Source organism: Sorangium sp. So ce128, from assembly GCF_051525245.1.
Classification (GTDB): domain Bacteria; phylum Myxococcota_A; class Polyangia; order Polyangiales; family Polyangiaceae; genus Sorangium; species Sorangium cellulosum_B.
Map to the genome: position 1 here is coordinate 8,866,042 of NZ_CP150313.1, position 26,331 is coordinate 8,892,372.

22 protein-coding genes and 1 tRNA gene are annotated in these 26,331 nt (G+C 70.8%); 13 read left to right on the forward strand and 10 right to left on the reverse strand.

Translation table 11 applies throughout. From position 1 onward, the window contains the following. Nucleotides 1–14: 14 nt before the first annotated feature. Nucleotides 15–1,187, reverse strand: a complete 1,173-nt coding sequence (locus WME82_RS33770) for a cytochrome P450 (RefSeq protein ID WP_438038658.1) — start codon at nucleotides 1,185–1,187, stop codon at nucleotides 15–17. 150 nt (nucleotides 1,188–1,337) lie between these two features. On the opposite strand from WME82_RS33770, the gene WME82_RS33775 reads away from it, so the two are divergent. Together WME82_RS33775 and WME82_RS33780 are read left to right on the forward strand one after the other, a co-directional pair. Continuing rightward, the gene (locus WME82_RS33775; RefSeq protein WP_438038659.1) at nucleotides 1,338–2,972 is read left to right on the forward strand and encodes a sigma 54-interacting transcriptional regulator; all 1,635 of its coding nucleotides are present in this window, start codon (nucleotides 1,338–1,340) and stop codon (nucleotides 2,970–2,972) included. A 254-nt stretch (nucleotides 2,973–3,226) separates the two neighbouring features. Beyond that, a tRNA-Gly gene (locus WME82_RS33780) sits at nucleotides 3,227–3,301 on the forward strand. A 59-nt stretch (nucleotides 3,302–3,360) separates the two neighbouring features. Here WME82_RS33780 and WME82_RS33785 read toward each other — a convergent pair. Genes WME82_RS33785 through WME82_RS33795 form a run of 3 tightly spaced genes read right to left on the reverse strand, consistent with a single transcriptional unit; the run spans nucleotide 3,361 to nucleotide 6,038 of the window. Beyond that, entirely contained in the window at nucleotides 3,361–4,380 is a 1,020-nt protein-coding gene (locus WME82_RS33785; protein ID WP_438038660.1) for a DUF2891 domain-containing protein, read from the reverse strand. A gap of 12 nt (nucleotides 4,381–4,392) precedes the next feature. Then, a complete protein-coding gene (locus WME82_RS33790) occupies nucleotides 4,393–5,349 on the reverse strand; it encodes a DUF979 domain-containing protein (RefSeq protein WP_438038661.1) in 957 nt (318 codons plus the stop codon). After that, nucleotides 5,346–6,038, reverse strand: coding sequence for a DUF969 domain-containing protein (locus WME82_RS33795; RefSeq protein ID WP_438038662.1), 693 nt, complete (start codon nucleotides 6,036–6,038; stop codon nucleotides 5,346–5,348). Before WME82_RS33795 ends, WME82_RS33790 begins: the two co-directional genes overlap by 4 nt. Nucleotides 6,039–6,243: 205 nt before the next feature. Here WME82_RS33795 and WME82_RS33800 point away from each other — a divergent pair, with 205 nt between their 5' ends. Further along, nucleotides 6,244–6,702, forward strand: coding sequence for a GNAT family N-acetyltransferase (locus tag WME82_RS33800; protein WP_438038663.1), 459 nt, complete (start codon nucleotides 6,244–6,246; stop codon nucleotides 6,700–6,702). 31 nt (nucleotides 6,703–6,733) lie between these two features. Here WME82_RS33800 and WME82_RS33805 read toward each other — a convergent pair whose 3' ends face one another. Genes WME82_RS33805 through WME82_RS33815 form a run of 3 tightly spaced genes read right to left on the reverse strand, consistent with a single transcriptional unit; the run spans nucleotide 6,734 to nucleotide 10,112 of the window. Further along, nucleotides 6,734–9,004, reverse strand: coding sequence for a molybdopterin cofactor-binding domain-containing protein (locus WME82_RS33805; RefSeq protein ID WP_438038664.1), 2,271 nt, complete (start codon nucleotides 9,002–9,004; stop codon nucleotides 6,734–6,736). Between the two features lie 2 nt (nucleotides 9,005–9,006). Continuing rightward, nucleotides 9,007–9,465, reverse strand: coding sequence for a (2Fe-2S)-binding protein (locus WME82_RS33810; RefSeq protein WP_438038665.1), 459 nt, complete (start codon nucleotides 9,463–9,465; stop codon nucleotides 9,007–9,009). After that, a complete protein-coding gene (locus tag WME82_RS33815) occupies nucleotides 9,462–10,112 on the reverse strand; it encodes an Isoquinoline 1-oxidoreductase subunit (protein WP_437740625.1) in 651 nt (216 codons plus the stop codon). Before WME82_RS33815 ends, WME82_RS33810 begins: the two co-directional genes overlap by 4 nt. A 455-nt stretch (nucleotides 10,113–10,567) precedes the next feature. Here WME82_RS33815 and WME82_RS33820 point away from each other — a divergent pair, with 455 nt between their 5' ends. From WME82_RS33820 to WME82_RS33845, 6 genes are all read left to right on the forward strand, one after another. Beyond that, nucleotides 10,568–11,989: a serine/threonine-protein kinase gene (locus WME82_RS33820; protein ID WP_438038666.1), complete on the forward strand. Its 1,422-nt coding sequence runs from the start codon at nucleotides 10,568–10,570 to the stop codon at nucleotides 11,987–11,989. 14 nt (nucleotides 11,990–12,003) lie between these two features. After that, entirely contained in the window at nucleotides 12,004–12,939 is a 936-nt protein-coding gene (locus tag WME82_RS33825; RefSeq protein WP_438038667.1) for a PEGA domain-containing protein, read from the forward strand. Further along, nucleotides 12,936–13,613 (forward strand): hypothetical protein, encoded by a 678-nt coding sequence (locus tag WME82_RS33830; protein WP_438038668.1) that lies wholly within the window; start codon nucleotides 12,936–12,938, stop codon nucleotides 13,611–13,613. Before WME82_RS33825 ends, WME82_RS33830 begins: the two co-directional genes overlap by 4 nt. Before the next feature lie 967 nt (nucleotides 13,614–14,580). Further along, the gene (locus WME82_RS33835) at nucleotides 14,581–15,645 is read left to right on the forward strand and encodes a DUF1835 domain-containing protein (protein WP_438038669.1); all 1,065 of its coding nucleotides are present in this window, start codon (nucleotides 14,581–14,583) and stop codon (nucleotides 15,643–15,645) included. A 398-nt stretch (nucleotides 15,646–16,043) separates the two neighbouring features. Next, complete coding sequence (locus WME82_RS33840) at nucleotides 16,044–16,175, forward strand: hypothetical protein (protein ID WP_438038670.1); 132 nt, start codon at nucleotides 16,044–16,046, stop codon at nucleotides 16,173–16,175. A 646-nt stretch (nucleotides 16,176–16,821) separates the two neighbouring features. Then, nucleotides 16,822–19,557 (forward strand): kelch repeat-containing protein, encoded by a 2,736-nt coding sequence (locus tag WME82_RS33845; protein WP_438038671.1) that lies wholly within the window; start codon nucleotides 16,822–16,824, stop codon nucleotides 19,555–19,557. Here the strand turns inward: WME82_RS33845 and WME82_RS33850 are convergent. Continuing rightward, on the reverse strand, nucleotides 19,545–19,802 hold the full coding sequence (locus tag WME82_RS33850) for a hypothetical protein (protein ID WP_438038672.1): 258 nt from the start codon (nucleotides 19,800–19,802) through the stop codon (nucleotides 19,545–19,547). The genes WME82_RS33845 and WME82_RS33850 overlap by 13 nt on opposite strands. Nucleotides 19,803–20,024: 222 nt before the next feature. On the opposite strand from WME82_RS33850, the gene WME82_RS33855 reads away from it, so the two are divergent. After that, complete coding sequence (locus WME82_RS33855) at nucleotides 20,025–20,183, forward strand: hypothetical protein (RefSeq protein ID WP_437962252.1); 159 nt, start codon at nucleotides 20,025–20,027, stop codon at nucleotides 20,181–20,183. A 247-nt stretch (nucleotides 20,184–20,430) separates the two neighbouring features. Here WME82_RS33855 and WME82_RS33860 read toward each other — a convergent pair whose 3' ends face one another. Further along, entirely contained in the window at nucleotides 20,431–21,003 is a 573-nt protein-coding gene (locus tag WME82_RS33860; protein ID WP_438038673.1) for a CAP domain-containing protein, read from the reverse strand. Nucleotides 21,004–21,289: 286 nt separating this feature from the next. Between WME82_RS33860 and WME82_RS33865 the strand changes: the two genes are divergently transcribed. The 3 genes from WME82_RS33865 (at nucleotide 21,290) to WME82_RS33875 (ending at nucleotide 23,947) form a co-directional block, all read left to right on the forward strand. Next, nucleotides 21,290–21,676 carry a helix-turn-helix domain-containing protein gene (locus tag WME82_RS33865; RefSeq protein WP_438038594.1) on the forward strand — a complete coding sequence of 129 codons (387 nt, stop codon included), beginning with the start codon at nucleotides 21,290–21,292 and terminating at the stop codon, nucleotides 21,674–21,676. Further along, nucleotides 21,673–22,257 (forward strand): transposase, encoded by a 585-nt coding sequence (locus WME82_RS33870; protein WP_438038593.1) that lies wholly within the window; start codon nucleotides 21,673–21,675, stop codon nucleotides 22,255–22,257. Before WME82_RS33865 ends, WME82_RS33870 begins: the two co-directional genes overlap by 4 nt. A gap of 100 nt (nucleotides 22,258–22,357) precedes the next feature. Further along, nucleotides 22,358–23,947: an IS1182 family transposase gene (locus WME82_RS33875; protein ID WP_438038674.1), complete on the forward strand. Its 1,590-nt coding sequence runs from the start codon at nucleotides 22,358–22,360 to the stop codon at nucleotides 23,945–23,947. Between the two features lie 324 nt (nucleotides 23,948–24,271). Here WME82_RS33875 and WME82_RS33880 read toward each other — a convergent pair whose 3' ends face one another. Then, nucleotides 24,272–25,021 carry a hypothetical protein gene (locus WME82_RS33880; protein ID WP_438038675.1) on the reverse strand — a complete coding sequence of 250 codons (750 nt, stop codon included), beginning with the start codon at nucleotides 25,019–25,021 and terminating at the stop codon, nucleotides 24,272–24,274. Between the last annotated feature and the right edge of the window lie 1,310 nt (nucleotides 25,022–26,331).

Genomic DNA, 26,331 nt, shown 5'->3' on the forward strand with positions numbered 1-26,331 from the left:
ATTTCGTTGGCACGTCAGGCCGGCCTGAAGCGGAGCGGGAGCGACACGGGGCCACGCACGGTGAGCGTGCGGTTGTACGGGATCTCGCCCGGCGCGCGGGTCACCTCGCCGATCCTCGGGAGCAGCACCTCGAGGGCGACCTTCGCTTCCATCCGGGCCAGCGCCGCGCCAAGGCAGAAGTGCGCGCCGTGCCCGAAGGTCAGGCTCGGCTGCCCGCGGTGCAGATCGAACCGATCGGGATCCGTGAAGCGCAGCTCGTCGCGGTTCGCCGAGCCGACCAGGGCCAGCACGAGCGAGCCCGCGGGGATCGTCAGGCCGGCGAGCGCGACGTCCGACGTCGTGAGCCGGGGGACGGACTGGGTCGGGCCGTCATAACGCATCATCTCCTCGATGAACCTCGGGATGAGCTGCGGCGAGGCGCGCAGCCGCTCGAGCTCCGCGGGGCGCTCCGCGAGCAGGAGCATCGAGCTGCCGAGGAAGTGGGTCGTGGTCTCGAGGCCGCCGCCGAGGATGCTGACGAGCAGATCGATGATCTCGCGGTCGCCGAGGAGCTCACCGGCGCGGGCGAGCTCGCTCACGAGGTCGTCGGAGGGCGATCGCCTGCGGGCCGCGATGACGTCGGCCATGTACCGGTCGAGCTCCGCGATCGTGGCGCGGACGCGGGCGGCGTGCTCGGCGCTCGCCGGCTCGGGCGTCACGGACAGGAGATCGTCCATCCACCGCTTGAAGTGCGGCTCGAGCGCGTGATCCAGGCCGAGCAGCTCGCTGATCACGAACGCCGGCAGCGGCGCCGCGGCCGCGGCGATGAAGTCGACCTCGCCGTCGAGGCGGCCCGCGAGCCGCTCGCACAGCTCCCGGGCCCGCTGCTCGATACGCGCGATCGCCGGCGCCCCGAACGCCCGGCTCACCAGGCCGCGGAGCCGCGCGTGATCCGGGCCATCCATGGCCAGGATCGAGCTCGCGAGCGGGTTGTGCCCCACCCACGCCGGCTGCCAGGCGGCCCGGAACCCCTGGGACGAGAACCGCTCCGGGCTCCGCAGGACCGTCGCGACATCGGCGTACCGGCTCACCGCCCACATCCCGCCAGGATCCACCTGGCAGACAGGCGCCTCGCGGCGCATCGCTGCATACGGCGTATAAGGATCCGCCCGGAAGGCGGGTGTCATGATGTCCACGCGCTCGCTCATGCGAAGAGACCTCCCGCGACGCCCCGAGCACGCGCCGGGCCCGCGCGGGAGAGGCCGCTTTCCACGGGAGATCCGCGGCTCGTCCGTGGCGCTTCGCGAGCCCGCCGGTCAGGGTGACCGGTCACGCCTGTCGCCCTGAAAGGTCGTCCCATGCGCGCAGCCGATCTCGACATCCGGAAGCTGCTCGACGTCGACGCGCGCGGCGGTGTCGTCCGCTTCGCCGGGGAGCGCGCGGTCATCCTCGACGCCGGGGCGCTCGGGACGCTGCGCGGGGAGCTCGTCCGGCTCGCGGGGTACGCGGGGGCGCGCGCCGTGCTCACGCGCTTCGGCGTCGAGCACGGCGCCCGGATGGCGGAGGCGATGGTGTCCCGGCTCCCCTGGGACAGCGAGGCCGAGCTGCACGGCGCAGGGGCCCTGCTCCACACGCTGCAGGGCTTCATCCGGCTCGCGCCCGGGGACACGACGCCCCTCGCCTCGCGCGGCGCCACGCTGCTCTCATCGTACGAGGCCGAACAGCACCTCCTGCACCTCGGCCGCGCGGACGAGCCGGTCTGCTGGATGCTCGCCGGCATCGCGAGCGGCTACATGACCCGGGCGACGGGCGAGGCGGTCTACGTCATCGAGGATCGGTGCATCGGCCGGGGCGACGACGTCTGCCACTTCCAGGGCCGGACGCGCGCCGCGTGGGGCGGCGCGCTCGAGGAGCACCTGCCGTTCTTCCGCGAGAGCGTGCTCGACCTATCGCTCGGCGAGGCCGCGCAGCCCGCGCCGCCCCGGAGGGCGACAGGGCGCGGCCTCGACGCGAAGGCGAGCGCCCTGCCCCTCGCCGCGCCGCGGGGCGAGCCGCCGACCCCGCTCGTCGCGGAGAGCCCGGCGATGCAGCGGGCCCTCGACCGCGCGCGGCGGGTCGCGCCGGTGGACTCGACGATCCTGCTCACGGGCGAGAGCGGCGCCGGGAAAGAGCGGGTGGCGCGGCTCATCCACGGCGCGTCGGCGCGCGCCGCGGGCCCGTTCGTCGCGGTCAACTGCGCGGCGATCACCGAGACGCTGCTGGAGAGCGAGCTCTTCGGGCACGCGCGCGGCTCGTTCACCGGCGCGACCCACGACCGCGCCGGGCTGTTCGAGGCGGCGCGCGGGGGCACACTACTGCTCGACGAGGTCGGCGAGGCCCCGCCCGGGGTGCAGGCGAAGCTCCTCCGCGCGCTCCAGGAGCGGCAGGTGCGCCGCGTCGGCGAGAACACGAGCCGCCACGTCGACGCCCGGATCCTCGCGGCAACGAACCGCGATCTCGCGGCCGACGCGGCGGCGGGCCGCTTCCGGCGGGACCTCTACTACCGGCTGCGGGTCATCGAGATACGCCTTCCGCCGCTCCGCGAGCGCCGGGAGGACGTCCTGCCGCTCGCGCGGGCGCTGCTCGCGACGGCGTCGCGACGGCTCGATCGGCCTGTCGCGGGCTTCACGCCGGAGGCCGAAGGCGCGCTGGAGCGCCACGGGTGGCCCGGCAACGTGCGCGAGCTCGAGAACGCCGTGGAGCACGCGGTCGCCCTTGCGCGGGGAGGCGTCGCCGATCTGGAGGACCTGCCGGACGACGTCCGCGGCGCCGCGCCGACCGGCAGCGGGGGCGAGGAGCCGGCCGCGCGGACGCTGGAGGGCGTCGAGCGGCGAGCGATCCTCGCGGCGCTCGAGCGGCACGGCGGCAACCAGGCCCGCGCCGCCGCGGAGCTCGGGATCGGGGCGTCGACGCTCTACCGGAAGCTCAGGAGGTACGCCCGCGGCGCGGGGTAGAGAGATGCAATGTGTCGGCGACGGCCGGGCCCCGCCGGTGTCGGAACCCGGAAAACCATGGGACCCAGCTCTCCGTTCCTGAGAAGCTCCACGACCATGCACATCGGTGCTTGACTAGGGCGACGTCGGTTGGTACTCCTCCGCGCCCATCGACGGAAACGACCTCCTCGGAGGTCCCGGCGCGCTCAGCCTCATCGCTGTCCACGCCGCACGAGAGTGGTTTCCTGAGCATTTGAGCATTGGGCTCGCCGTTTGCGGGAGTAACTCAGTGGTAGAGTGCAACCTTGCCAAGGTTGACGTCGCGGGTTCAAATCCCGTCTCCCGCTCCACGACATAGACGCTGCAACACCGGCCGCCGCAGAGCACCGCTCCGCGGCCCCGTGACGCGTCAATCGACGCCCTCGCCCAGCGCGAGGAGGGCGAAGCTCGCCAGCCAGTGCTCGCCCATGTAGTCGCCGGCGACGTGCGGCAGGCTGGCGTCGAGGTGCCGCTCCGCCGCGTCGAGGGCGCGGGCGCGGACCGCGTCCCCTTCGGGCAGCGCCGCGGCGAGCGAGCGCCAGCACCAGGCGCGGCTCAGGTTGAGCCCGTCGAGGTGGGCGATCTTGCCATCGCTGCGGTCGCTGACCGTCGCGGGCTCGAACAGGGTCGCGGGCTCGCCGCGCGCCGCCCGCGGCAGGAACCGCGCGAACCAGCCGCGGAACTCCGGTCCGGGCAGGGCCCGGCGCATGCACTCGGCCTCCACGAGGGCGGGCGAGAGGAAATCGTCCTGCGAGGGCTCCCACGCCTGGCAGTCCGCGTCGCGGCCGTACCAGGCGCGGGCGGCCTCGGCGCAGCGCAGCGACAGCCGCTCATCGCCCTTCACGGCGGCGTACTCCTGCGCGAGCGCGAGCGCGAAGGCGCTGTTCGTGTGCGCGCCGGCGCGGACCGGATACGTGGCCCTGGGCAGGTACTCGAGGAGCCGGCCGGCGAACGCGTCGCCGAGCGGGGCCAGCGCGGCCGACCAGCGCCGCCCCTCCTCGGTCTCGTACCGCGAGAGCTCGGCCGCCAGCATCAGGAGCCACGCCCACCCATAAGGCCTCTCGAAGCCGCGGCTCGACGGGCGCTGCAGATAGGCGAGCTCGCCGGCGACCTTCTCGCCCGTGAGCTGCGCGTCGAGCAGCCCGCGGACCGGCGCGGCGCCGGGCGCGCCAGGGAAGAGGCGATGGATCCGCGCGAGCAGCCAGTGGCCGTGAACGCACGAGTGCCAGTCGAAGCTGCCGTAGAAGATGGGGTGAAGGTCGCGCGGGCCCTTCACGTCCTCGGGGCCGGCCATGACGTGATCGAGCTTGTTCGGATACTCCCGCGTCACGTGCCCGAGCGCGATGGCGGCGAGACGCGAGGCGATGTCCGGTGTCAGGGCGTGCGTCATGCGATGGCGACCTCAGCGCCGGAAGGCGAGCAGGTACATGAGGAGCGTGTTCCCGATCAGCAGGAGCAGCGCGGTGGGGAGCTGGACCTTGATCACGCCGTCGCGATCGGGTAGCCCGAGCAGGGCCGCTGGGACGATGTTGAAGTTCGCGGCCATGGGGGTCATCAGCGTCCCGCAGAAGCCGGACAGCATGCCGATGGCGCTCATGATCGCCGGGTCGCCGCCGAGCCGGCGCACGATCAGGGGGAGCCCCACGGCCGCCGTCATGACGGGAAACGCCGCGAAGGCGTTCCCCATGATCACCGTGAACAGCGCCATGCCCATGGTATAGGCGGCCACCGCGGCGAGGCGGCCGCCCCGGGGGAGCGCGCTCCCGGCCAGCTCGCCGACCACGTCCCCCACGCCCGCGGCCGCGAACACGACCCCGAGCGCCGCCAGCAGCTGGGGCAAGATCGCCGCCCAGCCCACGATGTCGAGCAGGCGCCGGCCTTCCTGCAGAGGCGCGAGCAGCGGCGGGCGCAACCACGCCACGGAGACGGCGAGCGCCAGCACCACGCCGAGGGCGAGCGAGATCAGCGTCGCCTGCTTCGGGTCGAGCAAGTGCGCGCCGTGGATCTCGACCCGCTTGAGGACCAGCGCGCCCAGGAGGGCGGTCGCCGGGATGATCAGCGCCGGGACGAAGAGGAGGTCGCCGCGCCGCTCGGCGCTGGCGCGCCGCTCCTCGGGTGTCGTGGTGGCGGGGCGCCCCTGGCCCAGGCCCCTGATGCCCCCGAGGGCCACAAGCGAGATGACGAGCACCCCGTTGCCGAGATCCCCGAGGCGCGAGCCGAAGAGGAAGCTCATCGCCAGGAGACCCCAGAACAGGGTGTTCTTCCACCGCCTCGAGTTCTCGCGGTCGACCGCGCTCAGGACGGCCGACGCCGCGAAGAACAGCCCTGCCACGAGGTAGACGACATCGAGCGTGATCATTCGGCCGCCTTCCCCGCGTCCGTGCGGGCGAGCTCGCGGTGGAGCCGCCGGTCGAGCAGGAGGAGCCGAGTCCCGTGGATCAGGAGCGCCAGGACCGCCGTGGGGATGGCCCAGACCGACAGCTGGAGCGGCTCCACGAAGATGCCGTTCTGCTCGAGGAACGCCTTGATGAGCAGGATCGACGCGATGGCGAGGAAGATGTCCTCTCCGAAGAACAGCGCCACGTTGTCGGCCGCCGCCGCCGAGGCGCGGATCAGCCAGCGCGTCCTGTCCGGCAGCGGTCCATACCGGTTCTCCGCCACGGCCTCGGCCATGGGCGCGATCAGCGGCCGGACCATCTGCGCGTGGCCGCCGAGCGAGGTCAGGCCGAGCGCCGCGCTGAGCTGCCGCACCGCGAAGTACACGAGCAGGATACGCCCGGTCGTGGCCGTCTTCACCCGCGAGATCAACGCGCGGGCCCGCTCCTGGAGGCCCGAGCGCTCCAGGAGACCGATGACCGGCAGGACGAGCCAGACGAGGCTCACATAGCGGTTGTCGTTGAACGCCTTGCCCAGGACGGAGATCCCCTCGACGAGGCCCATTCCCGCCGAGAGGCTGGTCACGATGGCGGCCGCCGCTACGACCAGGAGCGGATGGATCCGGGCCACGAAGCCGACGACCACGACCACGACCCCGAGGAACGTGAGCATGCTGCTTACCCCGTATTCGTCGCCACCGTGGCACGCCAGCGACGACATCGCCCATGAGCGCGCGCAGCGCAGCACGGCCGGCCGCCTCTCCTTGACGCCGGCCGGCGCCTCGGATGGCGTGCCCCGAGGCGACGGACACAGGGGTCGCCGGCGAGGCCACGAGGGGTCAGCCCCGCAGCCCGCAGCTCAACGGAGGATCGCCAGCGTGGACCACCAGACCAACGAAGAACTCGTCATCTCGTCGGACAAATCGCGTCTCGACCTCGATCTGATCCACACCTTCCTCGCCTCTGCCTACTGGAGCAAGGGCATTCCTCGGGAGGTGGTCGAGAGAGCGATCGAGGCCTCGCTCTGCTTCGGCGTCTACAAGGCGGGCGCGCAGATCGGGTTCGCCCGGGTGATCACCGACCGGGCGACGTTCGCGTACCTGGCCGACGTGTTCATCGTCCAGACGGAGCAACGAAAGGGATACGGGAAAGCGCTGATCGCCCACGTGACCGAGGCGCTCGGCCGGCTCCGGTTGCGGCGGACGTTGCTCGCCACCGCGGACGCGCACGGGCTCTACCGGCAGTTCGGCTTCACGCCCCTCGCGAAGCCGGACAACTTCATGGAGATCAACATCAGGGACATCTATCAACAGGAGGGCAAAACGGGGACATCGTGAGCAGCGGGGCGCTGCCCGGCCCGAAGCTCCGTCACAGCCCCAGGCGCCGCAGCGGGAGCTCCCGCGCGCGCGTCTTCGTCAAGGCGAACACCGCGTTCGCGATCGCGGGCGCCACCGGCGGCACCCCGGGCTCCCCGACACCCCCGGGCGGGGCGTCGCTCTTCACGATCTCCACGTGGATCCGCGCCGGCACCTCCGGGCTCCGCACCACCGGGTAGTCGCGGAAGTTCGTCTGCTCGACCGCGCCGCCCTTCATCGTGATGGCGCCGTGGAGCGCGATGCTCATCCCGAAGACCACCGCGCCTTCCATCTGCGCGCGCACGCGGTCCAGGTTGATGACCGTGCCGGGGTCCGCGACGAGCCACACCTCGTCGACCTTCACCTTGCCGAGCGCGTCCTTCGAGACCGCGGCGACGACCGCCACGTACGTGAGGAAGCTCCGGTGCGCGGCGAGGCCCAGCGCGCGGCCCGCCTTGCGCGCGGCGTCCCACCCCGAGAGCTCCGTCACCCGCTCGATGACGTGCCGGAGGCGGCCCACGTCGACCGGGTGCTGCTCGATCGAGGCCCCGTAGTTCGGGACCTTGTCGACCCCCAGCTCGGCGGGCGTCGCCTTGCGGGCAGGGCCGAGCACCTCGAGCAGCACCTCGCGCGGATCCGCCTGCCGCGCGTGCGCGATCTCGTCGATGAAGCTCTGCACCGCGAAGGCGTGGAAGATGTTGCAGACCGACCGGAGCCACCCGATCCGGACGTGCGCCGGCGCGTCGCACGCCTCGGCGCGGACGTTCGGGGCCGCGAGCGCGAGATCGAGCACGCCGAGGCCGAGCTCGTTCTCGCTCGGGGTCTTCACCTTCGCGTCGAACGTCGACGGGATCGGCGGAAACGCCGTCCGGTGCAGCCACGCCGTCACCTTGCCGCTCGCGTCGAGCCCCGCCGTGAGGTGCTGCGCGCTGACGCTGTGGAAGTAGCCGCTCTGCACGTCGTCCTCGCGGGTCCACTGCACGCGCACCGGCGCGCCCAGCTCGCGCGCGAGCAGCGCCGCCTCGGCGACGTAGTCCGGCTTGGACTTCCGGCCGAAGCCGCCGCCGAGGAACGTCACGTGCACGGTGACCTTGCCCTCCTCGACGCCGAGCGCCCGCGCCACCTCGGTCCGCGCCGCCTGCGGGTTCTGCGTCGGCGCCCAGACCACGCAGCCGCCCGCGTCGACCTTCGCCACCGCCGAGGGCGGCTCCATGGCCACATGCGCGAGGTGAGGCACGTAGTACTCGGCCTCGACCGTGCGCGCCGCCGCCTTGAGCGCCCCGTCGACATCGCCGACCTTCCGCACGACCTTGCCCGGCGCGCGCACCGCGCGCGAGAGCGCCTCGCGGTAGCTCGCCGAGTCGTACGACGCGTTCTCGCCGTGATCCCATGTGATCTGCAGCGCCGCGCGGCCGCGCATCGCGGCCCACGTCGTGTCCGCCACGACCGCCACGCCGCCGAGCGGCTGGAACCCCACCCCGACGCCCTTCGGCGCCGGCAGCTCCACGAGCTTCTTCACGCCCGGGACCGCCAGCGCGCGCGTCCCGTCGTACCGCACGACCCTGCCCCCAACGACCGGCGGGTGCGCGATGACCGCGGTGAGCATGCCCGGCAGGCGCACGTCCGCGCCGAACTGGGCCGCGCCCGTGACGATGGCCGGGCCGTCGAGCAGCGGGAGCGGGCCGCCGACGCGCTTGAGCTCCGAGGCGGGGCGGAGCGCGACCGCCTCCGCGTCGGGCACCGGGAGCTTCGCCGCGTCGGCCACGAGCTCGCGGAAGTCCAGCGAGCGCTTCGACTTCGCGTGGTGGATCGCGTGCTGCTGGGCGACGCACTCCGCGGCGGGGACGCGCCACTTCCTGGCCGCGGCCGCGACGAGCATCGCGCGCGCGGTCGCGCCCACGCGCCGCATCGCCTCGTAGCTGCCGCGCACGCTGCGCGAGCCGTCGGTGTTCTGATCGCCGTAGGCCTTGTCGCCGTCGGCTTGCACGATCTTCACCCGCGCCATGTCCGCGCCGAGCTCGTCGGCGACGAGGACCGGCAGCGAGCTGCGGATCCCCTGCCCCATCTCCGACCGGTGGCAGACGATCGACACCGTCCCGTCGGGCGCGATGTGGAGGAACACCCCGGTCCGGAGCCCCGGCTGCGCCTGCGCGCCGCTGGGCGTGGGCGGCACAGCCGGCGCGGGCGGCGCGGCCTCGGCGACCCCGAGCGCGAGCCCGCCCACCGCGAGCCCGAGCCCCGCGAGGAAGGAGCGGCGGAGGAGGACGACCCGTTGCTGTTCCATCTTCACTCCGTGGGAAGGCCGGCGGCCTTGCGGACCGCCGCGCGGATGCGCGTGTACGTGCCGCACCGGCAGATGTTGCCGGCGAGCGACCTGTCGATGTCGTCGTTCGAGGGCCGCGGGGTCTTCCGCAGGAGCGCGGCCGCGCTCATGATCTGCCCCGCCTGGCAGAAGCCGCACTGCGGGACGCCGAGCTCCACCCACGCGCGCTGGAGCGGGTGATCGCCGGTGGGGCTGAGCCCCTCGATCGTCGTCACCGAGCCGCCCGCGGCGCGCTTCACCGGCGTCACGCAGGCGCGCACCGTCTCGCCGTCGAGGTGCACCACGCACGCCCCGCAGAGCGCCTGGCCGCAGCCGTACTTCGTCCCCGTGAGGCCGAGCACGTCGCGCAGCACCCAGAGGAGCGGCATGTCCGGATCCACGTCGAGCTTCTGCTCCGCGCCGTTCACCTTCAGGATGATCATGGTCGGGACTCCTCGGGCGGGCACGCCGCGCCCGCCTTCACCCACGCGTCGACGAGCGCGCCGAAGGCCGCCTGCGAGCCGGGCGCCTTCGTGCGGCCGTGGCCGGGCGCCCACCCCCACGCCACGAGCTCGTCGCGGTTGGAGTGCTCGACGATCTGCGCGAGCGTCTTCTTGCCGTTGCGCGCCGGATCCTTGATCTGCGCGCAGATCGCCGCCGGCGACCGCCCGAGCCACGCCATCTCCGCCGGCGCGAGGTGCCAGCCCGGCGCCCCGGGGACGCGGGCGAGCTCGAGGTTCTGCGCCTGATGGCACGACGTGCACTCCATCGCCGCCACCCCGCGATCGTTCGGACCGCGCTCGGCCAGCGGGCTGTGGCGCTCGCCGGCGTCGCCCTGGCGCGGGACGCCATCGTGAGGGTGGCAGTTCACGCAGCGCGGGTGGAGCAGCACCTTGCTCGCCTCGAGGAAGAGAGAGGCCGCGCGCGCGTCGTCGTCCCGGATCGCCGCGAACGCCTCCGGACTGCGGAGCTCGCCCGGAGCGACGGGCGGAAGAACGACCGGACTGGGCGCCTCCGCGGGACGCGAGTCGCACGCCGCGGCGAGGAGGCCGACGCCAGCCAGCAGGGAACAGAGGAGGAGAGGCTGCATCGCCCGGCCTACCCTGGTGACTCGGCGCGCGGACGACAAGCCCCGATTCGACCTGCGCCCTCGGCGCGTCCCCCGTCGCGTCCACTGACAGCGCAGTTCGCGTTACGTCACGGTTTCCGGCGACAGGGCGACGCGTGGAGCGCGCGAGGACGGCGGCCGTGAACCGTCCGTGAGCCGGCGTCGACAGCGCGCAGCGCAGCCGCCAGCGCGCCTGTAGCGAACTGTCACGAGGGCGCTACGCAGCGCGGCTCCACGCCACGACGGGACACCCCGACGCCGGCGCATGTCCCCGCAACCCCTCTGCCAGAGCGATGGCTCGCGGCGTGCAAGCCAGCTCCGGTATGAGCAAGACGTTAGGAATAGGCGAGGCCACCCAGCCATCGCCCTGCCTGATCGCCTCAGCTGAGGCAGGCTGCCACACCGCGTCGAGCTCCGAGCGCGGGCCGCTGCCGGGGATGCACGTGGGCTCCCAGCTCCGGCTCATCCGCGCGCTCGGCCAGGGAGGGATGGGGAGCGTCTGGCTCGCCGAGCACGTCGCGCTCAGGACCCATGTCGCGGTGAAGTTCCTTCGCGACATGTACATGGACCACCCGCTGGCCGTCGTGCGCCTCCACCGGGAGGCCGAGGCCGCGGCCCGCATCCAGAGCCCGCACGTGGTGCGCGTGTTCGATGTGAGCTTCACCGACCAGGGGGTCCCCTACATCGTGATGGAGCACCTGGAAGGGCAGACGCTGCAAGATCTGGTCGAGCGCCGCCGGCGGCTGTCGCTCGAGGAGACCGTGTCCATCCTCCGCCAGCTCTGCGCCGCGCTGGCCAGGGCGCATGAGGCGGGCATCGTTCACCGCGACATCAAGCCCGAGAACATCTTCCTCGTGGAGGGCGAGGGGGAGCCCTTCGTGAAGGTGCTCGACTTCGGCATCGCCAAGAACACCGTCGACGAGGCCGAGCGGCTCACCGTCACGGGCGCCATCCTGGGGACGCCGCACTTCATGTCGCCCGAGCAGATGGCGGGCGGCGCGCGGGTCGGACCGCACAGCGATCTCTGGGCCCTCGGCGTCGTCGCCTACTTCTGCTTGACCGGGCAGATCCCCTTCGGCGGCGCCACCGTCGCCGCGGTGGCCGTGGCGATCGACCGCGGGCCGCCCCCGCCGCCGTCCCGGCTCGCCCCGAATGTGCCGCCCGCGATCGACGCCTGGGTCCTCTCGCTGCTCGAGCCCGACCCGGCGCGCCGCGCCAGGAGCGCGCGCGCCGTCCTCGAGGCGCTGGACGCGGCCGTCGCGGCCCCGCGCGCCGCGCGGCCCGCCCAGACCGAGCTCATGCCCCCGCGCGAGGCCCTCGGCTCGGGCGAAGGCTTCTCGTCCCTCGTGACCACGCTCATGCCGTTCGGCACGCTGGGCGCGAGCTCGCCCCGGCAGCGGGCGCGAGCGCGCACCTGGGCCCTGGCCGCGGGCGCCGTCATGGGCCTCAGCACCCTGGCGTGGGCGGGGGCCTCCGGCGTCGCCCGGACCGCGCCGGCAGCGCAGACCGCGTCGCTCGCGATGGTTGCTGGCGGAGCGCCCGGGCGCGCCGCCCCCGCCGCCGAGCCCGCGGCCCAGTGCGCGACGATCGGGCCGCAGCCCGAGGCGCGGGCCGCGGCCACGGCGCCGCAGGTCGAGGCGCGAGCGGCGGCCACGGCGCAGGACGACGCCAGGCCGCACCAGGCCGAGGCGCGGGCTGCGGCCACGGCGCAGCCTGCGACCCGGGCGGCCGCCGACGCCAGGGTGCCGGCCGTGTCTGGCGCCCCGAGCGCCCTGCCGGCGGCGCTCGCCGCGCCGGCCGCGACGCCAGGCAAGACGGTCGCGACGCGCACGCGCTGGCGCCGCGATCTCGGCTTCTGACAGAGAGGAGACCCATGCGCCCCCGGCCCAGCACGCTGATGATGATCACCAGCCTGATCCTCGCGTCGCCGCCGGCGCTCGCCGGCGACGCGGCGGACACCGCCGGCGGCGCCGCGGACGAGAAGGCGCGGCGCGACGCCCGGGAGCTCGTGTACCTGGGCGACGAGCTCTTCATCCTGAGGAGGTACGCGGAGGCGCTCCGCGCCTACGAGCGCGCCGAGCAGCTCGTCCGCGTGCCCTCGACCTCCATCGAGGTGGCGAAGGCGCTCGCCGCGATCGGCCGGCTCAGCGAGGCGCGCGAGCTCGCGTCCACGATCGCCTCGTCGCGCGCGCTCCCCGGGGAGCCCTGGCCGTTCATGCAGGCGCGGCGCCGCGCAGACGCCCTGCGCGACGAGCTCGACGACCGCATCCCCCGGCTGAAGGTGCGGCTCGTGCCAAGCCCCGCCGGGGCCAAGCTCCGGATCGACGGCCAGGAGGTGAAGGCCTCCTCGGAGGGGACCCTGATCGATCCTGGCAACCACTGGGTCGAGGTCGAGGCCGACGGCTACGTCGGCGCCCGGCAGCGGGTCTACGTCCCGGAGCGGGAGATCACGGCGCTCGACGTCGCGCTCACCCCGGAGCCCCGCCCGGACGGCGTCTCGCCGTGGGCCATCGGCGGGTTCGTGGCCTCGGGCGCCGGGCTGGCGGTGGGGCTCGGCGTGGGCGCGGCCTACCTGAGCGCGAGGAACGACCTCGCCGAGGCGTGCCGGCAGGGCGCTTCGGGTTGCTCCGCAGATGCGCGAGGCGACGCCAACGCCCTGGGTTGGGTCTCGAACGTGGGGTTCGGCCTCGCCATCGCCGGCGCGGCCGTCGGCGGCATCACCCTCGGCCTGGAGCGCTCGAAGGCCCCGGCCTCGAGCGTCACCTGGGCGGTCGGTCCGGGCTACATCAGCATGCGAGGGACGCTGTGAGGGCGCGCCGCGCTGCCGCCTGCGCGTTCGCCGCGTGGATCGCCGGGTGTCAGGTCGTCGCCCCGCTGCCCGACGGCGAGGGCGGCGACACCTCGGCCGGGGGCGACGGCATCGACAGCGGCGCCGCCGCGGGCGACGCCGGCGATGGGAGCCCGGAGAGCTGGGTTCCGCCCGCGCAGGAGGCTGGCCCGTGCGAGATCGCCGCGTGCTCGGCGCACTGCGCCCGGTCGATGGATCTCTGCGAGCTCACGCCGCAGTACCCGTCGGTCGAGGCGTGCTGCACCGTCTGCGAGGCGATGCCGTCGCCCGAGGGGTATGCCGGGTGCCGCGCGGCGGAGACCGGCGATCCCGCCGGCTGCACCGCGGCCGGGCCGCTCGGCCCGGAGGGCGGCGCCGGGTGCGTCGGGCGATGCGAGGTGATGTGCACGCTCTACGCGGCCGTGTGCCCGCTCGAGCTCGCGGACATCGCGGCCTGCGAGGCCCTCTGCGCGGTCTTGCCGGCGCCGCAGGTGTTCAACGCGTGCGGCCCGCTCACGGTCGAGGGCTCGCTCGGGTGCAGCACGCAGCAGATCTACGCCGCGCTCGGCGCGGTCGACAAGAAGGCGCGCGACAAGGTGTGCCGCGACATCCTGGAAGGCCGCTGCCCTCCCCCGGCGTGCGCGGACGGCGACTAGGTCGATCCCGCCTCGCGAACGGCACCGCAAGCGGGGGAGGACCACCTTAAGGGGCGGCCTGTGGTCCTGTCAGGGTGCCAATGGGGGCGACGGGGGTCCCGGCGGCTACGGCGGCCCCGGGCGTGGCGTCGACTCGATCGGCATCGCCTACCTCGACGAGGACCAGCTCACGCTGGAGAGCGTCTCCTATGAGCTCAGGCTGCCGGGCAAGGCGGCGTGAGCTGGGATATCTGGTCCAGCGACGAGGTTACGGGGGCATCGCCGCCGAGACGTTCCGGTTTCCTGACCAGTCGGGATCTTCTCGGAAGGACGACGCGGTCCGCAGACGATCCGCGGAGGCAGACGAGCCCAGGGCGACGCCCGTAATGTCCGGTTATAGACGTCATAAGATCCGTACGGGACGTACTTTCCCAGTGGACGGATGGCGACGGTGCCGAGCTTGCCGACGCTCGACGCAACCCGCCGAGCCCATCCCCAGGGCGCATGACCGCAGGGCAGGATTGCAGATCACCGGTTGACGCCGACTTTCCGGTAGGGGATCGATGCGCGCGTTCGAAACGGGGGAATACGTGGAACATGGGTCGGTGATGAAGGCGAGCGCGCCCGTGTTGTGCGGTGGGCTCGCAGCGATGCTCGTGTCGGCATGCGACTTATCCTACACTTGCGACACAGTGGAGTCGGGAAGCGCGGGTGCTGGATACCCGACAGAATCCGCAGGGGCAGGAGATTTTCCAAGCAACGGCAAGGAAGACGAAGGCGGAAGCGAAGACGTGGGCAGCGACTCGTCCGCGTGAATGGCAGGCTGCACGCCAGTTCACGAATGTACCGAGATGTACGAAAAGTGCAGGGACATGGGGCGACCGTGCACGCGTCCGATCGGCCATCGGAGCCTTTGTGATTACTGTCGCGAGGATTGTCAGGATAAGCGCCCGTACAAGTACAGTGAATGCTACAGCTGTGGATTCGAATGAACACGACGGACCTGCCTGCCCTTCTCGATGCGACGCATGTTGCCTTTGACCCGCCAACAGCAGACCGCCTGGTGCAACTCGGCGCGGCCAACGTCGTGCGTTCGTCAGATTGCCTTGTTGTCGGGCCGAGCCGCCTCGATGCCCTGGAACACGTCCGGACGCGTGAGGCCTGGTGCTCTTTGTCTGAGATGCGCTCGGGTGCAGACGAATCGGGCCAAAAGTGGGATCGGCTCTATTCGCAGGATGTTCGCTGGGAGCTGCCCGTCGTCTTGTGGGTATCAGAGAGCCTCCATGAACGAGTGAACCTATGGAGGGTCTGTAGCTGGCTGCGGCACATCGGGATCGCGTGCAGTGACGTCCTCATCGTCGAGCTCGAGCGTGTCTACGGCACAATGAATAGGTTCCGCGAGCCACCGAGCGTGCCGCGGTTCAACTGCTCCGCGTCGGTCGCCGACCATCTCGACAACGTTCTTCTGGATCGTCTCGCTACGTCGTGCCCTTGGCCAGTGGAACGCTACGAGCGTGCCGTTCGCCTCTGGGAAAGCTACGCCGATGAGGATCCTTTGCCCTTCGTCGAAAGCTGCATCGCTGGTGTCGAAGGGTTTCCGGAACTTGCCCCCTTGTGGGGACTTCTGTCATCTTTCTTTCCTAGGAAGACTACGGAAGGTACCCTGCGCCTCAGCCAACTCGATAAACTCATCCTGACCATCCTCTCGGCAGGTGAGTACCAAACTGACGTGTCCGTGTTCTGCCACAAGTCGCAGTCTGGATTGGAACTGCGGGAGCTCCTCTCCTGTACAGGCGACCTGTTCCTGGAAGATCGTCTGGCCCAATGGGCGAGGCACGCTTCGAACGAGTTCGTAGAGCGCGCCCCCGACGTGAGGCCTGAGGTTGCGATGAAGTCGTGGGTGTACCGCCTCACCGAACGTGGTACGCGACTCCGAGACAAGGGGCTCGATCAGCTCGCGGACGCGCCGCGCCTTCCCGTAGCGGGGACCGAGGCGTACTCACCTGTGGCCCCCTGGGTGCTGCTCGAAGACGGACGGCTCGCTCGCCTGTGAGGGCTAGCCTAAAACCCGCGATCGGAAGCCAGCTGGCCCACTGGATTCAGCCCTGTAGACCGAAATGATAGAGGGACTCGCCATGCCCCCTGAGCCGGAAGACCAGGACCCACGCCCGCCGCCCACCGAGGCGGAGCTGGCAGCGATCCCGGATACGGCCACCTTCGCCGCAGCCCTCGTGTGGTTCGGCTATCTCGCGTCGCCCAGGATGGTCGCGAAGATCCCCCCCCGCGGATCTGCGCCGCCCAGCGCTCGGCCACATCGACAGCCTGCTCGCCACCTTCCGGCCAGTCCGCCGAGATCAGCCGGAGACGCGGGCATGGTGGCTAGCGCTGCTCGAGCGCCTCGAGAGCTTCCGGGCGCTCTGCGAAGCATGGGACGGCACCAGAGCGCCGCCCATGCCGTTGCAGGAGGCCGCGCGGGCGGTCCTCATGTACCTGAATCACAAGTCGAGTTCGGAGGAGTACGAGACGCTCGATGAGGAGGTAAGCCCGTTCTACCTCCAGCCTCCCAGCCCGCGGGGCGCGTAGGTTCGGCGGTCCGCCAAGTATCGGAACTTACAGACGGTCACGCAGCGTCTGCGAGCGTGGGGAGCTCGTTCGCCGAAGCGGTTGCCCTCGGTGCGGGTGAGCGGCACGGCGCGGCGCCTCGGAGCGGGGCGCCGCGCCTAGAACGAGAGCGAGGTGTTGCCCTGGCTCCCGTGAGGGAGCCATCGTTGCTTCTCCTCGAGTGCCCGGCCTGCAAGGGCAGGATGAAGCCCGCCGCCATGATCACCGAGCCGAGCAACATCGCCCGCCTCCTGCGGTCAGGGGTTCACCCTGACTTCCTAGGGGTGAACGAAAATCGTCACGCTGCGACCGTGACATGTCATGTGACATGTCACGTGACATGTCACGGTCGCAGCGTGACGCCGCCCTCCACGGGGCGGAGGAAGCGGGTGATGGTATCGAGGTTCGTCGCTTCGGCGCCGGGCATGCTCGCCTCCGCAAAACCCAAACTGGATTGCGCAACTTCGGCGGCCATCGCGGAGCGGGGCGGGCGGGAGGTGACGGCGCTTCTCCGCGGACATCGGGCTGGTACGTCCCCTGCAAGCGGCACACGGATACACGCGTGCGCTTACGCGCACCCACGAGGCGTTCCGTCTCGCGGAGCCGCTGGCTCAAGAGGAGATCCGTGATGCGTTTTCAATCCCCATTCCAACGCTGGCTATTCATCTTATCGGCCTGGCTCTTCGGCGGAGCGCTCTCGGCCGGCGGCGCCGGCTGCGCGCTCGGCCCCGAGCCGCCTTCAAGCGACGACCTGCGGCTCCAGTTCCCCGAGCAAGCGCCCGTGGTGCTCCAGGCCAGCGAGGGCTTCGTCGCGGTCGAGGGCGGCTTCGCGCTCGCCTCGACCGGTGACCTGACGCGTGAGCTCGACCTGCAGGCAGCCTTCGCGCGCCGCGGCGGGCTGCACGCGGCGCTGCCGGCGCGCGGCGAGGGCGAGATCCGGTTTCACCTGCCCGGCGGGTTCGAGGCGCGCGTGCGCGAGCTCGACGCCGACGGCGAGGGCGAGATCGTCGAGCGGGCGGTGGCGTATCCGCGCAAGGGCGGCACGTCGTTCTGGTCGGCGATCGACGAGGGCTACGAGGAGTGGCTGCTGCTGGAGGCGGGGGCGGCGCGCGCGGACGCGCCCGCGGCGGCGTGGGAGGTCGAGGGCGCGACGCTGCGGCAGCAGGGCGACGCGGTCGAGGTGGTCGACGAGGCGGGCGCGGCGCGGCTGCGCGTGACGGCACCGGCGGCGTACGCGCGCGGCGGTCGGCCGATCGCGGCGCGCCTGGAGGTGCGTGGGGCAACGATCGAGCTGTGGGCGGACGCGGGGGGCGAGCCGGCGCTGGTCGACCCGATCTGGGCGCCGGCGGCCACGATGAGCACGACGCGCAGCGCGCACACCGCGACGCTGCTCCAGAACGGCAAGGTGCTTGTCGTGGGCGGCTACAACGGCGCCGTGCTGGCGAGCGCGGAGCTGTACGACCCGATCGCCAACAGCTGGTCATCGGTCGGGTCGCTGACCACGGCCCGCCGCTCTCACACGGCGACGCGGCTGAACAACGGCAAGGTGCTCATCGCGGGCGGCAGCAACGCCACCAACGTGCCCATCGCGAGCGCCCAGCTCTACGACCCGAACACGAACACCTGGTCGTCGGCCGGGTCGCTGGTCGCGGCCCGATTCGGGCACGCCGCGACGCCGCTCGACAACGGCAAGGTGCTCTTCACCGGCGGCATCGGCGCCAGCTCCACGCTGTCGAGCGCCGAACTCTACGATCCCGGGTCCAACAGCTGGTCGTCGGCCGCGTCCCTGGCCACGGCCCGCCACGGGCACACGGCGACGTCGCTCGCGGGCGGCAAGGTGCTCGTCGCGGGCGGACGCAACGGCAGTACCTACCTGACGAGCGCCGAGCTCTACGACCCGAACAGCAACACGTGGTCGTCGACGGGGTCGCTGGGCACGGCCCGCTACCATCACACAGCGACGCGGCTCAACAGCGGCAAGGTGCTCGTGGTGGGCGGCTACCACCCGACATCCCATGAGCTGTCGAGCGCCGAGCTCTACGACCCGGCGACGCTCGGCTGGACCGCGGCCGCGCCGATGGCCACCCCCCGCAGCTCCCACGCGGCGACGCTGCTCGACGACGGCAAGGTGCTCGTCACGGGCGGAGACACCGCGGCCACCACGGCGACGAGCAGCGCCCAGGCCTACGACCCGGCGACCAACACCTGGATCGGGGTCAAGCAGATGGGGAGCGCGCGCACCCAGCACACCGCGACGCTGCTGGACAACAAGAAGGTGCTCGTCACGGGAGGTCTCAAGTATGGATCCATCTCCACCGAGTACCTGGCGGGCGTCGAGCTCTACGACCACAACGCCGAGAAATGGAAGTACGCGGCGCCGAACATCGGGCGCCACACGCAAGGCGCCGCGGTGCTGCTTCAGGACGGCAGGGTGCTCATGACGGGCGGATGGGAGAATACTACCGGCAACTTTGTGGCCACCGCCGAGCTGTACAATCCGACGAACGACACATGGACATCCGCCGCCAGCATGGCGTCGGTCCGAACGATTCACACGGCGACGCTGCTCGGGAACGGCAAGGTGCTCGTCGTGGGGCACTGGGACGCCAATGCTGGGCTGGCCGCCGCCGAGCTTTACAATCCCGCCACCAACACATGGTCGTCGGTGGGATCCACGAGCGTTTTTCTCGCCCGTGCCGGTCACACCGCGACGCTGCTCCAGAACGGCAAGGTGCTGGTCGCCGGGGGAGCGGATTTCCAATCCAACAACGGGCTGGCGAGCACCGCGCTCTTCGACCCGGCGACCAACACCTGGTCGCTAGCCGCGTCCATGTCCAGTATCCGTTCCGGTCACACCGCGACGCTGCTCCAGAACGGCAAGGTGCTGGTCACCGGAGGTCGCGGCAGCAGCACGCACCTCAAAACCGCCGAGATTTACGACCCGACAGCCGGTACATGGTCGTCCGCGGGCCAGATGAGCGAGGCACGCACGGCCCATTCCGCCACGCTGCTCAACAACGGCGACGTGCTGATCGTCGGAGGGTACGCGAGCGGCTATCCGTCGATCTCCGAGATCTATCGCACAGGGACGAATACCTGGTTAACCGGTCCCACGACCACTCCCCGCGCCGAGCTGGCCGCGACGCGGCTCAACGACGGCAGGGTGCTGGTCTCCGGGGGGTACAGCGGTAGCGGCGACCTCCCGAGCGCTGACATCTACAATCCGGTATCGAACACCTGGGCCGCGACGGGGCCGATGAACGAGATCCGTACCCACCACGACAACTCGATGCTCCTGCTCGCGGACGGCAGGGTGATCGTCATGGGCTACTTCCAACCGAGCGTCGAGATCTACACCCCCTGACCCCCGCGAAGCCGTCGCGCCCGCGCGCCGCCCGGACGCGCTCCTCCGCGGAGGAGCGCTTCGTCCTGGACTCCACCTCTGCCCATCATCGGCAGAGGTCCGGGGTCGCCCCCGGCGGGCGCGGCGCACCACGGCTCGAAGCAGCTGTACTCGCGCTGCGACGCGATGCGGCCGCCGCGCAGCTCGATGAAGAAGGCGACGTGCGCGCGCATGTCGTCGCCCGGGGCGAGCGCGCCATAAGGCACCGCCAGGGTGCCGCGGGGGTGCTCGCGTCTGCTAGCTGCCCACGTTGGCGCGCAAGCTGATCGGACCGCGCCCTGCGAAGCCGCAACAGCCCGCGAAGGCGGACGACGAGCCCGCTCCCAGACGCAAGCGGGGCGGCTACCGGGCGGTCGACGACCCGCGCCGAGCTTCTGCGCCGCACGTTTGCGCTCGATGTCCTCGAGTGCACGGCCTGCAAGGGCAGGATGAAGCTCGTCGCCATGATCACCGAGCCGAGCAACATCGCCCGCTTCCTCACCGCGCTCGGTGAGCCGACCGACGTTCCAGGCCGCTCACCCAACCGAGGGCCGCCGTACTGGAAGAGCACCGTCCTGCGCCGCAAAGCGCTCGGGGACGCCCCATAGCCGCCAGAACATCCCGGGCCAGACCAACTCCCGGAGGGCGACGTGTGCCTGCGGCACCCCGATGCGCCCCTTGGCGCGCTCTGCGCCGCGCGGGGCCCGCTCTTTCGACCCATGAACGAGGCGTCGCGACGCGCGCGGTCCCGCCACTTCGGTTCGCCGCGCCACACTTCTTCGCGCAGCGATCCGGCTTCTTTATACCTACGCGCGGGCGCGACGCGGGCGGCTCAGGGCGCGCTGCGCGCTCGGCTCAGTAGGGGCGCTGGCCGACGAAGTTGCCGGGAGGATCGTAAGTGCACACCCAGAACTGCCAGGCGCTGCCCCCTTCGAACGGTGAGCCGTCCGCACAGCTGGCGATCCCGCAGCCGAGCCGCAGGGAGTCGGCCCAGACCACCTGGGTGTAATGGCCGCACGTGGCGCCGCTGCAGGCGTTGCTCGCGAGGTCGTAGCTGACCGCCTCGCTGATCCACGAGCCGACGACATCCTCGGGGGTGGGTGAGGCGCCGCTCGACGTCGCGAAGAGGTTCTCTCCATAGCCGTTCGCGCTGTGGCGGAACACACACTTAGCGACATGGGCCTGAGCCACCGCGGCGAGCTCGGACGACCACGAGAGCGGGGGCAGCGGCTGCTCGGCGGGCGGGTCGACCGCGGCGCGCGCCGCGTTGTGGGCCGCCGTCATCCCGACCATCCGGGGCGGCTCGTCGTCGCCCTGGCCGCTCGCCGGGGCGTCGGCGTCGTCGGGCGAGCTGCCGCACCCGGCAGCGAGGGCAAGCATCAGGGAGAGCAGCGCGAACCCGTGGAGACGTGAGCCGAGCGTATTCACGGAACAATTGTCCTACAGCTCGGCCGCGCGCCGCAACAATCAATTCGATGATGGGCTATGCCAACTCACGACAGACCTTGTACCGATAAGCCCTACAGCCGTGTGGACGGCGGCCTCCGGGCATGGCGCCGGACGTCGGGATAGCCGTTATCCAGCCGGATGAAAATCCAGCCATCCAGCCATCATCGCAGATGGATTACCATCCTGCTGATAGGCTATACCCTAGAGCGGGGCGCAGGTCCGAGGTGCACGCTGCTTGCATCCCCGTGGCGGGAGGGCAGCAAGGATGCGACCCTGCGGACTCGACCTTCGAGAGCGCATCGTCAAGGCGTACGAGAATGGGGAAGGATCGGTACGCGACCTGGCCGAGCAGTTCGAAGTCGCACCGAAAACCGTGCAGTCCTATCTCACGCTCTACCGGACGACCGGCAGCGTTGCGCCGCGCCCTCGCGCCAACGGGCCGCGACCGAAGATCGACGGGCAAGCCCTGGATGACCTGAGGTCGCTCGTGGCGACGTCCTCCGACGCGACCCTGGACGATTTGGCTGACCAGCTCGCGCGCCGTGCTCACATCGTAGCCAGCCGCCATACCGTCGGCCGGGCGTTGCTGCGGCTGAACATCACCCGGAAAAAAAAGCGCTCCACGCAGCCGAGCGCGACACGGAAGATGTGACAGCGGCTCGCCAGGCCTTCGCGAAGAAGCTCGCTCGACTCAATCCACAAGAACTGGTTTTTATTGACGAATTTGGGACCAATCTGGGCATGACGCGGAGGCATGCATGGGCGCCACGGGGAGTCCGTGCCCACGGTGCGGTGCCGATCAACACTGACCCCACGATCACGCTCACGATCGGGCTGGGCCTCGACGGTGTCGTCGCTCCCTTCGCGTTCGAGGGCACGATGGACGGCGTAGCCTTCCGCGCGTACGTCGAGGGGCAGCTCGTGCCCGCGCTGAGGCCAGGCCAGGTCGTCATCGCGGACAACCTCGGGTCACACCGCACGCGGGGCGTTCGCGAGGCGATCGAAGGCGCTGGCGCGAAGCTGATGTACCTGCCGCCCTACTCCCCGGACTTTTCACCGGTCGAGAATTGTGGTTCCAAGATCAAAGAGTCGATCCGAGCGGATGCACCTCGAACGCCCTCAGCCGTCTACAAGTCGATGGGCCACGCGATCGGAGCGATCACTCCGACGGACGCACGCGGCTGGTTCAACCACTGCGGGTACTGTATCCCTCGGACCTGCTCCCCGCTCTAGAGGACCGATCAGGTTGATTTTGCGATAATTCTGGTCGCTTCGATGCAAGGCTCGACGGTCTCGTCGGGCCATGATCTCGTCCGCGTCCGGAGGTGCACGGATGGAACGATGGTCGCCGCCGGTGGAGCTGTCGCGGCAAGAGCAGGCGCTGATGAAGCGGCTGACGCGCGTGAGAGCACTGTTCGGCTTTCTCAGGCAGCACCGGCACGAGCTGTTCGATGAGACGTTCCAGGAGCAGCTGGAGGGCATGTACCGGACGACGGGGGCAGGCGAGGCGCCTCATCCACCGGCGCTGATGTGCATGGTCACGCTGCTCCAAGGCTACGTCGGCGCATCGGATGCCGAGGCGGTGGAGTTGTGCGTCGTCGACCTGCGCTGGCAGATGGTGCTCGGCTGCCTGGGTGCGGCGACGCCTCCGTTCTCGCAGGGCGCGCTGCAGGCGTTCCGAGAGCGGATGGTCGCGCACGAGATGGACCGGATGCTGCTGGAGCGGACCGTAGCGCTTGTTCGGTCCGGCGCTATGACGGAGGGCGAGAGGCGTGCGGTGTCCAAGGCGCTGCGCGTGGCCATCGATAGCCGCCCTTTAGCGGGGGCCGGGCGGGTTGAGGACACGATCAACCTGCTCGGCCACGCTGCACGCAGCATCGTCCGCGTCGTGTCGAAGATCACGGAGCGTCCGCCCGAGGAGATCTGCCGCAAGGCGGGCATCCCGCTGCTTCTGGCTCCCAGTATCAAGGCCGGGCTCGACCTGGACTGGAGCGACCCAAAACAGAAGGCGGCAGCGATTCAGATCCTGGAGCGGCAGGTCTCGTCGCTGCAGCAGTGGGTCGACCGCCACCTGGACGACGTCGTCGAGCAGCCGCTTCGCACCTATCTGGACGCGGTCACACAGGTTCGAGACCAGGACCTGGAAACAGCCGAGGATGGGACCGTTCGCATCCGGCAAGGCGTTGCGCCTGACCGCCGTGTCTCCATTGAAGACGCCGAGATGCGCCACGGTCGTAAGAGCCGCTCGAAGCGCTTCGACGGCTATAAGGAGCACATCGCACGCGACCTTGACCTTCCCGTTATTGTCGCCTGCGCGGTCACGCCGGCGAATCGGCCCGAAGAAGAGGGTGCCGCACCGATCGCCGAGGACGTCCAGCATCAGCGGCTGCGCCTCGTCGAACTGCACATCGATCGCGCCTACGTCCACAGTCCCGTCGTTGACGACGTGATCCGCGCCGGCGGCCAGGTGTTCTCGAAGCCTTGGGGGCAGCGGGCTCGCAGCCCCGAGCTATTCAGCAAGCGCGACTTCAAGATCAACCTGCGCGCCAAGACAATCACGTGTCCAGCGGGGCAGATCGAGGTGTTCGAACCGGGCGATACGGTCGAGTTTGATCCTGAGGAGTGTGGCGCGTGCCCCCTCCGAGCGAAGTGCACGCAAGCTGCCTCGGGGCGAGGGCGGACCGTGTCCATCGCCGAGGATGAAGCTCTGCAGGGCAAGTTCCGGAAGTTGCAGCAGACCGGGCCAGGACGCGCCGTGCTCCGGCAGCGAACAGCTGTAGAGCATGCGCTCGCCCATATCGCGGCGCGGAAAGGACACTGCGCGCGCTACATCGGCGCCAGGAGAAATCTGTTCGACCTCCGGCGCACCGCAGCCATCCAGAATCTTGAGGCGGCCCAGCGGCTGATCCAGGAGGCTGCATAACATATCGAAATTAGACGATTTTCAACATGTTCGGCGTTCTAGGGGCCGGTCGAAAACGGCAACAATTCCGCGACGTGGCGCTTGTCAGCGGCGACGAACTGTGAGCTATGCTCGCGCTGCTTCGGAGCGCCTCGCCTCCCGCCGGGGTACCGGGGCGAGCGGGAGGTCGAAGCGCGCGTCCCAGGTCGGGAGCTCCTCGAGGCGCTCCGCCAGCCGGGCGTGCTCCCTGGGGAGCAGAGCGCGCGCCGAGATCACGCGACCGGTCAGCTCGTCCATCGGCACGCCGAAGGACCGCCGTCCCCGTAGGGGCGATCTCACGAGCGCTCAGCTGCCTGCGAGGAGCCCCGGGCATTTCACGTTGACGGCCGCGCACGCCGCGGGTTGCGGCGAGAAGTCATCGATGGACGACGCACACGTGATCGCCTCGAAGGCGTCGCCCGTGGCGATCATGCAGGCCTTGAGCTCCGCGACCGTGGCGGTGCACCCCGCGAAGCCGGCCGTGTCGCACGAGCCGGTCGGCTCGGGCGCCTCCGGAGCGCTGATGCAATCCGCCCTGGCGGTCTCGCAGTCCGTTCCATCCACGACGCTGGCGAGCACCCCGGCGAGGTCGCACAGGTCCTCCTTCGAGAGATCGAGTGAGCCGGTGACGTCGTCGCACACCTGCTGGGCCTCTGCGGCCGTCAGCTCGCCGAGCTGCTCGCCGTCGAGAGCATCCCCGCCGCCGGTGTCGGTCCCGCCGCCGGTGTCGGTCCCGCCGCCGGTGTCGGTCCCGCCGCCGGTATCGCTCCCGCCGCCGGTGTCGGTCCCGCCGCCGGTGTCGGTCCCGCCGCCGGTGTCGGTCCCGCCGCCGGTATCGGTCCCGCCGCCGGTGTCGGTCCCGCCGCCGGTGTCGGTCCCGCCGCCGGTATCGGTCCCGCCGCCGGTATCGGTCCCGCCGCCGGTGTCGCTTCCGCCGCCGGTGTTGCCGCCGGCCTTGCCCCCATTGCTCCCCTCCCCATCGCCGCATGCCACGAGCGAGAGCGAGAGCGAGAGCGAGAGCGAGAGGCCGGCCATCAACAATCCAAGAAGCTTCATCCGTATCATCGGGCCTCCATCAACGAGAATGTTCACCTGCGTGTCCACGCGGCGCTCGAGGAAGGCTCCGCCAAAGGATGCGAGCGGGGCTGCATCGTCGATCGGGCAGGCGCGCAATGCGTGAACCTACCACGAACAGGATTGAAGTCTCCTTCCCCACCCTCGGCAAATTGGTCGCGCTGGCCGGCCAGGGCCGGCGGGGACGGGTGCCTCGTCGAGGCGTTCGGCCTGGGACGACGCGGTGGCGTCTCCAGCGCTCCATGCCATTCGACCGGTGCGGATGCAGCCGGCCCTCGTACAGGACGGATACCGGAGGGCAAGCCTTGCACCTCGGGGCCAGCCCTCTTCGATGTACAGACTCGCCAGCATCTGGATGACAAGGAAAGGCTTTGATGAAAGCCCGCGCCGCTCGTCCGCCTGGCTCCTTCCTGTTACGTTATCCTCGTGGTTCCTGCGGTTGTCCCGATTGACGTATTCATCTCGTATGCAGCCGCGAACGAGACGCGGGGCTGGGCGACGCGGGACCGACGGCGCGGCCGCGGACCCCGCCGCCAAGGACCGTAACCGTCGGCGAACCGGAGCCGCGGTCGCCGCACAGACCCTAGCGCGCCGAACAGGCTGAAAACCCGAGAAGGAGCAGAAATTTCACAGGGAGGCACGGAGACGGGGAGATTTTTTCTTTCTCTTCCTCCCCGCCTCCTCGTCTCCCTGTTGTCTTCTCTCGAGTCCACAAGGTGAGCGGTATTCCAGTGCCGTCCCTCAGTTTTGACGATCCGTTTCGCTGCCGGCTCGCGGCCAGCGTCCCGCCGCCGCGGTTTCACACGGTCAACTACGCGGGGGGCTCGCGTCTGCTAGCCGCCCACGTTGGCGCGCAAGCTGATCGGACCGCGCCCTGCGAAGCCGCAACAGCCCGCGAAGGCGGACGACGAGCCCGCTTCCTCACCGCGCTCGGTGAGCCGACCGACGCTTCAGGCCGCTCGCCCAACCGAGGGCCGCCGTACTGGAATAGCACCGTCCTGCGCCGCTCGAGGCGAGCTCGCCGGCGTCCCCTCCGCGGCGGCGTGGTCGCGGAGGTCGATGCGGGCGTCGGCGAGCCCGGCGCGGCCGCCGGCATCCCTACCCTACGATCCGAGGGTATCAATGAACCCACAAGGGACCCAAGGGTCCCATGGTACCCTTGGGTCCCGTGGTTACTCGTCGCCGGAGCGTCGACTGCGTCCGAAATCCATTGGTTGACGAACAGCCAGGGGGGAGAATTGTTCCAGCAGCAACGGACGCACTGGCGAAGGACTTCGCATCGTCACGGACGC